This window comes from Gammaproteobacteria bacterium, assembly GCA_013003425.1.
Lineage (GTDB): Bacteria > Pseudomonadota > Gammaproteobacteria > Steroidobacterales > JABDKV01 > JABDJB01.
Map to the genome: position 1 here is coordinate 1 of JABDJB010000079.1, position 9,201 is coordinate 9,201.

Annotated in this window: 8 protein-coding genes; 2 read left to right on the top strand and 6 right to left on the bottom strand. The window is 62.0% G+C overall.

The window, feature by feature from the left end:
* On the top strand, window positions 1–624 hold a 624-nt coding region (locus tag HKN06_11490; GenBank protein ID NNF61934.1), incomplete at its 5' end, for a hypothetical protein.
* 103 nt (window positions 625–727) lie between these two features.
* On the top strand, window positions 728–1,819 hold the full coding sequence (locus HKN06_11495; protein ID NNF61935.1) for a hypothetical protein: 1,092 nt from the start codon (window positions 728–730) through the stop codon (window positions 1,817–1,819).
* On the opposite strand, the gene HKN06_11500 is transcribed toward HKN06_11495, so the two are convergent.
* The 6 genes from HKN06_11500 to HKN06_11525 all read right to left on the bottom strand — a co-directional run.
* A complete protein-coding gene (locus tag HKN06_11500) occupies window positions 1,820–2,473 on the bottom strand; it encodes a response regulator transcription factor (protein ID NNF61936.1) in 654 nt (217 codons plus the stop codon).
* A 23-nt stretch (window positions 2,474–2,496) separates the two neighbouring features.
* A complete protein-coding gene (locus tag HKN06_11505; protein ID NNF61937.1) occupies window positions 2,497–3,282 on the bottom strand; it encodes a sensor histidine kinase in 786 nt (261 codons plus the stop codon).
* A complete protein-coding gene (locus tag HKN06_11510; GenBank protein NNF61938.1) occupies window positions 3,272–6,634 on the bottom strand; it encodes a protein kinase in 3,363 nt (1,120 codons plus the stop codon). Before HKN06_11510 ends, HKN06_11505 begins: the two co-directional genes overlap by 11 nt.
* On the bottom strand, window positions 6,634–7,608 hold the full coding sequence (locus HKN06_11515; protein ID NNF61939.1) for an FHA domain-containing protein: 975 nt from the start codon (window positions 7,606–7,608) through the stop codon (window positions 6,634–6,636). The genes HKN06_11510 and HKN06_11515 overlap by 1 nt, the downstream gene beginning before the upstream one ends.
* A gap of 13 nt (window positions 7,609–7,621) precedes the next feature.
* A complete protein-coding gene (locus HKN06_11520; GenBank protein NNF61940.1) occupies window positions 7,622–8,455 on the bottom strand; it encodes a hypothetical protein in 834 nt (277 codons plus the stop codon).
* A gap of 238 nt (window positions 8,456–8,693) precedes the next feature.
* On the bottom strand, window positions 8,694–9,201 hold a 508-nt coding region (locus HKN06_11525; GenBank protein ID NNF61941.1), incomplete at its 5' end, for a PEP-CTERM sorting domain-containing protein.

Consider the following 9,201-nt stretch of genomic DNA (forward strand, 5'->3'; position numbering starts at 1 on the left):
GCCGCAGGCGACACGCAGGTCATCACGGTGACCGCTGACATCGCCCGCGCCCGCCACGCAACTCCGCAGGGAACACCGGGCGTCTCGACCGAAAACGAAACGCAGGACCTGGACGATGATGGCAACATCATCTTTAACGCCTGCACCGGGGCGGCTGGTGACAGCAAGGACTGCTGGGTATTCGCCGACATCGCGCTGTTGTCGTCTGATCCGTCCGTACCGGATGTGTCAATGCCGCTGGCGGCGCGCAGCACCGGTGACTCGGACGGCGATGGCGTGAAGGACCTGGTCGACAACTGCCCGACAGTTGCCAATGCCGCGCAGGACGAAACGCCCGACAGCGATGCTGACGGCGTGCCGGATATCTGTGACAACTGCCTGGGCGAAGAGAACCCGTCGCAGTGCGATACCAACAACGATGGTTTCGGGAACCACTGCGATGCCGACCTGGACAATAATGGTCTGGCCAACACCTTTGATCTTGCGATCATGCGCGAGCAGTTTGGTCTCGGTGGCTCCAATGATGCTGACCTGAACTGCGACGGAATCGTCAACACTTTCGACCTGACGATCATGCGTGAGAAGTTCGGGCTTGCGCCGGGCCCCAGTTCATTCAATCCGTAAGGGAAAAGGGCCGGGCTCTTTTATGGAGCCCGGCCTTTTGTTTCCTTGTATTTAACAGAACGCAGCCAACAGGAGGCCAAGGCTTAAGCTAGAATAGACAGCCATGAAAAACGTTACTCCACTGCTTGCCCTTTTCCTGCTGGCCGCCTCAACCGGCGGTGCCGCTCCCGAGGGCAAGCGGGCACCCGGCAGCCTGACCCAGCCCTTCAATCTCGGGGTGGCGGCAGTTGATGTCACCCTGTCATTCGATGATGTCCAGAATCTCAACCTGGTTAGCGCAGGGCTTGCAGCTCTGGTGATTAACCCCGTCGACCCGCTGTTGCTGGGGCGCCTGCCGGGCCTGGTGAGCATTCCGGCTGCGTTTCCAATCAAGGTCGACATATCGCCGCCACCCGTGCCGCTGACCGGTCTTGAGTTCAACGGCATCGCCACGGTCGAGCTCTATACAACCGACCTCAGCTACACACCGGGAACCCGGCTGCGGCTGTTTTCCGCGCACGACGGTGGCGACTTCGTCGACATCACCCGCGAGGCCAGCGCCGGCAGCTACCGCGTGCGTGGTTCGCAGGGTGAGTTTTCCGAATTCATGATAGTGGAAGACAACCGTGACAGCGCCGACGTGGTCAACGCCAAGTTCGTACGCCTGTCCGCCTTGCTGACCGCCAGCGCGGGCGTCATAAACGCCACTCTTTACGGCACGCTCACTACCGAACTGGCCAACGCGCAGTCGAGCTGGGCGGCGGATGACGTTGACGCGGCGAAGACCGCTATCACCGCTTTTAACACGGCGCTTGCCGGCGCAGGCCCTGCGGAAATTCCGCAGACGTGGCGCTCGATACAGGATGTAGACAATATCGCCGGTCGTTTGCAGTCCATCGCCGACACGCTGCTGTACTCACTCGAAGATGCACGTGATACCGATCTTGATGGCGTGTATGACTGGGCCGATAACTGCACCCAGGTGACGAACCCCAGCCAGTGCGACACTGACAACGATGGTTTCGGCAATCACTGCGACGCCGACCTGAACAATGACAACACCGTCAACACGTTCGACCTCGCCGAGATGCGCGAAGCATTCGGCACCTCAGGCAGCACCGCGGCTGATCTGAATTGCGACAACGTCGTCAATACCTTCGACCTGGTATACATGCGGCAGGGTTTCGGCCAGGCACCCGGGCCGGCTGCGCCGTAGTCAGGAAAGCAGGCCGTGGCGTGCGGCGTAGCGCACCAGCCCGGCGGTGTTGTGCACCTTCAGCTTGTCGATTACGCGGGCGCGATGGTTCTCGGCCGTTTTCGGGCTGATATCCAGGTCACGCGCAATTTCCTTCGTGGTCTTGCCTTCGATAACCTGGTGGAACACTTCCCGCTCGCGCGGCGTTAATGCGCCGTAAGGATCTTCCGGATGCGAATCGGGCTTGCTGTACTGGTCGGCCAGCGCGCGCGCCGCCTGTGGCCCGAAATAGGCCTGGCCGGAATACAGCGTTTTCACGGCGGTGATCAGGTCGGCAGAGGCAGTGTCCTTGACCAGGTAACCGGAAGCACCGGCGCGGACGATCGGGATGATGTATTCGTCTTCGTCGTGCACCGTCAGCACCATAATGCGCGTGGCCGGCAGGGCTTCATGTACGCGACGCACCGCTTCGAGGCCGCTGAGCTTTGGCATCGTCAGGTCGAAGATGGCCACGTCGGGCCGCGCCTCCAGCGCTTTTTTCACCGCTTCGAGGCCGTCTGCGGCCTGGGCCACAACGGTACAGACGCCACCTTCCTGCAGCAGGCTGACCAGCCCTTCGCGGACTATCGTGTGATCGTCGGCAATCATTACCCGGATCGGGCGCAGCTCCGTCATGCAGTTCCTTGGGCGCTATGGCTTCAGGTCAAGGGTACAGTTAATTCTACAACGGTGCCGCTACCGGGGGTCGAATTGATGCGCAACTGCCCGCCAAACAGCTCCACGCGATCACGCATGCCGCGCAATCCGGCGCTCTGCGGGTTGTCCGACGCCTGTAGTGCCGCCCTGACGTCGAAGCCCGCGCCATCGTCCTCGATGCGGGCCCGCAGGTAGTCTCCAGGCGTGTCGACAATGACCCGGGCCTCGGGCGCATTGCCATGCTTGACTACATTGGTCAGCGATTCCTGCACGATGCGGAATACCAGCGTCTCGACATCCGGTTCGAAGCGGGCTTCGCCCACGTCGCAGTCGACGTTGATCTGCAGCGTGGTGCGCTGGTTGAGCGTGCGCGCCAGCCAGCTCAGGGCTGCTTCAAGCCCGAGGTCGTCCAGCACGGCCGGTCGCAGCAGCCGCGAGAGCTCACGCGTATCGTCAAGTGCGGTGGATACCAGCTCGACCGAATCGCTTAACCCTTCAACCAGATCCGGGTCGGCCTTTTCGTAGCGAATGTGCAGCCGGCCCAGCTGGTTTTTCAGCGCCGTCAGGGTCTGCCCGATACCATCGTGCAGCTCGCGCGCGAGGCGACGACGTTCTTCTTCCTGCACCATCCACACCGCCTTGGCAACGCGGCGGAAACGACGTTCGTCATCCAGCAGCCGCTGGAACAGCGCCTGGTTTTCGCGCGTCATCAGCTCGACCCGGCGACTGATCTCGCCGATTGCCTGCTCGGCGTCAAATTGTGTGCTGTTGTCTTCTTTAGTTGCCATCAACCAGTGCCTCGTCCTGCAGGCCTGCCGCCTGCGCTCGTTCATCCAGGTAAGCCAGCGCCTCGGGGGGCGCGTTCTTCCGTAAACGGGCGTAACCCGTATTGGCCAGCGCGCTTTGCCGGGCGGCCGCCTCGTTACGGTTCTGGGCAGCGAATATCTGTGCTGCAAGCGCCCTCATCTGATAAGAATCAGCAAAGGGCTCATGTGTATCGAGTAACGCCAGCAGTTGGTCAGCAACAGGGCCTGCGCTGGCGGCGCCATCACGCTGTACAGTCGCACGCGCCAGGCTGTGCAAAGCGCGTAACTGCAAACCGGCGTAACCGTCGCGGCCAGCCGCGCTGACGACTTCGCCGGCCAGCTGTGTCGCGGTTTCCACTTCGTTATTTGTCAGTGCCTGTTGTGCCAGCGCAAGCCGGGCACGCAATACCGCTGCGGTACCGCCGCTGCGCTGTGCCAGCGCCAGCGACTCCTGCAGCAGCTGGCGACTCAGCGGGCCGTTGAGCGAAGCGCGCAGCCGCTGGTGATCGGCCTGTTGCTCGAGGTTTGGTGATTCTTCCAGCCAGCGCCCGACGGCCTCGAGCTGTTCACCGGCCTCATCGTGCAGACCGATGTCGATAAGCACGGCGGCACGGCGCAGGCCGAACTCGCTCAGTCCGCGGGTATCGTTCAGCGACTGCAGAATTTTTATCGCCTCGTCCAGCTGCTCCAGCCCGGCGCTGTAACGTCCCTGGGTTGTGGCAATGTGACCGAGGTAACCATTCGAGACGGCTTCGGCATTGGGATAATCGAGTTCACGGCTAATCGTCAACGCATCGATGAACGCCTTGATTGCGTCATCCCAGTCGGCTCGTGCGGTGTAAAGAAGACCCAGGCTCTGCAGTGCCTGCATCTCGGCATCCGGGTTACCCAGCTCCAGCGCCTCGTCCAGCGCGCGCTCCCAGTAGATGCGGGCGTTGTCCAGTTCACCCAGCATGTAATAGGCAAAGCCGACGTTGTTGTAACTTTCGGTCAGCGCGCGACGGTCACCAAGCGATTCACGGATTTTCAGGGCTTCGCGGTATTGCGCCAGCGCGGCGTTGTAGTTGCCGGCCTCCTCTTCCACTGTGCCGATGGTATTGGTGAATGCCGCCAGCCCGGCCTGGTCACCCAGTTTGTTGCTGACCTGCACCGCCTGCTCCAGGCTCGCGCGCGCGGCATCAAAATTGCCGGCTATCATTTCCAGCCGGGCAAGGTTATTCAGCGACGTTGCCATGCCGCGCTGGTCGCCGATCCGACCGCGCAGCTCAGCGGCTTTTTCGTAGTTCTCGCGTGCCGCTTCAGTTTCGCCGATACGACCGTAGGCTATACCCATCGCGTTGTAGGCATTGCCTTTGCCGTAGTCATTCTTCAGCCGGTTCTGGATAACCAGATCGCGAACCAGGTACTCGTCGATAGCACGGCGACTGTCGCCTGACTGGATAGCGTATTTGCCGCGCAGGAACCAGGCGCGCGGATGATTGGGATCGTCGGCTACAACTGACTGCAGTATTTGCCCGGCGTCGTCGAAACGACCTTCACCACCGTAGGCTTCGGCCAGCGCCATACGCGCTGGAATGTCGGCCGGATAGCTTTCTATGAGCTGCACCAGCAATTCGCGACTGCGGGCAAAATCTCCGGCGAGAGCCGCCTGCAGCGCGCTGATCTGCAGGCCGGTGCGGGTGTCGGTATCGCTGGTTTGTTCTGCAGCGCGCACTATTGCCTGGTTGGCGCGTTCGGAAAAGCCGGCCAGGTCATAGGCATCGGCGAGATGAAACCAGGCCAGTGCAAACCCGGGGTCGGCGGCAACGGCAGCTTCCAGCTGCGGAATTGCGTTTGCAGTATCGGCCTGGTTCAGCGCCTGGCGACCGCGCGACCAGGCTTCCAGTGCAACCGGCGAACTGGACAGCTGTGGCTCAACACCGCCCGCCGCTGTCACGGCAAGTTTGTCCGGCAGTCGTTGCGCCAGCCCGGCAATCAAGTCGTTCGGTGAGCTGGTCGCTGCTGTAGCCTCTATCGCTGAGCGGCGCCCCGAGGTGCCGTGCCATACGCTGGCATCGACACGCAGGGTGTCGCCCGCCTGGCGCAGCGCGCCGCTGATTATGCGGTCGGCACTGAGCAATTCGGCCAGCTGTAGTGCGGCACGCTGGTCGAGTGTGGTCGGGTCGAGACGCAGGTCATTCAGCGTATCGCTGATACGTGAAGTGTCGATGAGCTCGATGCCGGGTGACTCGGCGAAATACGCGGCCAGCATGTCGCCCAGCCCGCCGGCAATCCACTGCAGTTCGTCCCTGCCGGTGTCGTTAGCCAGCGGCAGTACCGCCATTCTCAGCCCGTTTCCGGCTTCGTCCTGCTGCAGCAACGGACGGCCAAACCAGACCAGTGCGGCCAGCGCCACCAATCCGGCTCCGATACCGATACCGCGAACCGCCGCTTTTGGCAGCCGGCGGCTGAGTGGCTTTTGCGAACGCAGCGCCTGTGCCAGTTCCGCAGCAGTTGCAAAGCGGTCGTCCGGGTCGCGCGCCAGGCAGCGATAGATAATGCGTCGCAACCAGCCTGGCACACTCTTGCCGGTTGTAGCGATGTCGCGGGGCTGGCCCACGGTACGCTGGGCGATGAGCTCTTCGATGGTGCCACTGCGAAACGGCAGTTCGCCGCTGAGCATTTCGTACAGCATCAGCCCGAGTGCGTAGATATCAGTACGCCCGTCGATGTCCTCGCCACGGGCCTGCTCCGGCGCAAGGTAATCCGGGCTGCCAACGATCATGCCCGAGCGGGTCAGGTTGGAGGCGTGCAATGAGCGCGCCACGCCAAAATCGGAAATAAACGCATGACCATCGTTATCGAGCAGGATATTGCCCGGTTTCAGGTCACGGTGAATCACACCCTTGCTGTGTGCGGCATGCAGGCCGTCGGCAATTTCCGCCGTGATATTCGCTGCGGTTACGGCATCCAGTGCGCCATCGGATTCCAGCACGTCACGCAGTGAGCGACCGCTGACAAGGTCCATGGTGATGAAGTGCAGGTCGCCGTCCTGGCCGATGTCGTGAATCCGCACCACGTTCGGGTGTGAAACTTCACGTGCCAGCAACAGCTCGCGCTCAAAACGCTCGAGCAGCGCCTGGTCGGGTGCGCGCTCGGGGCGCAGAACCTTTATGGCCACTTCGACGTTCAGGCGTTCATCGCGGGCGCGGTACACCAGGCCCATGCCGCCGGCGCCGATCGGGCCGGCAATACGGTAGCGATCGGCCAGCAGCCGGTCTTTTTTCAGCAGGGTGGCCGCACCAATGCTGGTGCGCGTGGCACTGTCGTCACCCCGTGGCGGGTCGTCGTGCATCAGCTCGCTTCAGCAATGGTCGACCATCTCAGGTTATCGCCATCGTCGCGCCCGCCATGCGCGTCGACGGGATGGCGGTAGCCGGCGAGGCTGCCCTGCCAGCGTTCGAGCTTGTCGACGTCTATTTCGCCGTGACGCAGGATCGAATTGATGTCGATGATTTCCTTGTCGAGCTGGGCCACGGCCAGCGCTGTCGACGCATGGCCAATCAGCCCGTCGAGTATTTCCAGGTCGAGGTCAGTCAATACCTTGGCGACATCCTGGCTGTCGGCGTAGATCATCCCGATGGTCCTGTCCAGCAGCGTCATGGGCAAACATACCAGTGCCGCTATGTGGCCGGCCAGTATGCTGGGGCGATCGGCCAGCGGGATGAACTGCTGGACGTCCATCGACACCACGTTTTTACCGCTTTGCAGGGCATGGTTTACAGCGCCGACGCTGCCACGAAACGCGGCTGCCTCGTCGCCTTCGACCCCGGCGGTGGCAATGATTTCCATGTCGCCATCGGCGCGCGCCAGCATGGCGAAGCCACGCCGCAGGCCGGTCAGCTGCAGCGTGGAGCTGAGCAGTTTTTTCAGCAGCGATTCGACTCCGGCCGAGGGGCTTAAGGAGCGGCGCAGCTCGACCGACGTCTGGAAGCGGCGCCGGTGACGTGACGCGTCGGCGTCGGCCTGTGCCTCGGTGCGCAACTCGAATTTGACCAGCAATTCACCGAGAGACAGCCAGCCATCGGTTTCCAGTGCTGCGGTTTCGATCGCGGCGCCATCGACGGCAACGCCGTTCTTGCTTTGCAGATCGGCGATATGCCAGCAGCTGCCTTCCCAGGTCATGCGGGCGTGGTTGCGCGATGCCTCTGCACTGGGGATAACAATGTCACTGTCGCTGCCACGTCCGAGCACGTAGGCGCGATTGGGATCCAGGTAGACCTGGCGCGCAGGGGCGTCGTTGAAGTACAGCGTCAGCCGTGCACGCACAGTGCAGTCCGGCTTAAGGCAGGTCGTTGGCGAGCAGGCTCAGGCTGTAACGCAGCGAGGACGCTGCCGCGCGCAGCTGCCCGTCCAGGTTGATAATGTCGTCGCGAGCGCGCCACAGGTTGGGGATCGCGCCACCGGCGTTTTGTCGCACCATCGCGGAAAAAGCATCGAGCTCGCGTATGGCGCTGACTTCGTCACCGGCATCGTAGGCGGTGCGCGCCCCAGCCAGCGTGTTGGCGAGCTGGCTGTGCAGGCTGTTGTTCACCAGTGACTGGTTGCTGTTGAGTATGTTTTCCACGCGATCGAATTTGGAGTCGATGACAGCGCCAATCTGGCGCAGGTCGGCGACGATCATGAATTCGCAAAACTCGCCCTGGCTGCCACGCACGCGGTAGCTGCCGCTGCTGGCGCGGTCGGTAATGTCTTCGAAGGAACCGCCGTCATCGGCAACAAACAGCCGGAACGGGCTGCCCACCGAGTAACCGAGGTTGTGGGTGTGCAGGCTGACGGTAGCGACACCGAGAAACGACAGCGTGCCTTCATTAGGCGGCTCGATTGTCAGCAGCAATGGAAAGGCTGCGGGGACCGACACCAGTGTGCCGGGCAGGCGCGACAACAGCGCGGGGTCGAGCGGGTCGATCAGGTCGGCTGACAGGCCTATCGATGAAACGTCCAGACCACTGGCCTGTTCGAAGGCCACGGTGACGTCGGCTTCCACGCCGTTAGCCAGTTCGACCGTTGCCCGGATTTCATTGCCGTAAACATTGAGATCGGCAATACCGTCGCCCCAGGCGTAGCTGGCGGCGAAAGCGGCAAGCGCCGCGATTGGCAGGCGGGACATGGTCACTGGGGTAACTCCGGCGGGATATGCATTTATCGACAAGCTTATGATTGCACAGTAATTGAAGTACTGATGTGAGGCAACTCACAGCCTTGTTTGCCGCAGGCATTATGTTGGCGTTGCGTCATTCCGCTGTTTGTTGCATCGCACATCCGCAGGTTCTCTTTGTGTTGTCGCTTGTTGCGAAAAAACCCCGCCGGAATATCCGGCGGGGTTGTCAGCGAGAGCCGGGTGATAAAGCCGGTCAGACGGCTTTCTTCCGCGAGAAACCCAGCATCGAGCCCAGACCGGTGAGCATCAGCCACACTGCGGCCGGGACCGGTACATTTGCTGTGACCGCCAGGTCGTAAAAGTTGGTTGGAACGCAACCCGAGCCACCGCTGCCCGCGCCCGGCGCAAAGCAGTTGGGAAATGTCGCCGATCCGTAGGGTTGATTAATTCCGAAGAGGACCGCTTGCGCAGCGTTGAGCGTGACATTGAGTGTGCCGACCAGTACAAAGCCGTCCTGGGTGCCCGTGGTGCCGCCATAGCCGGAGCCCGCGAAATCATCGAACTGGATGCCTTCCCAGCCGTTGGCGGTCTGCGCGCCACTAAGCGTTTGCTCACTGGCGGTGAAATCGGCGCTCCACACCCAGCTCAGGCTCTGGACGTTGGTCGTATCAAACATGACGTCAAAACCGCCACCCTGGACCGCCTGGTTACGGAAGTCCATCCACACGCCGACGCCGAATGACAGGCCGGTGTCGGCGGCG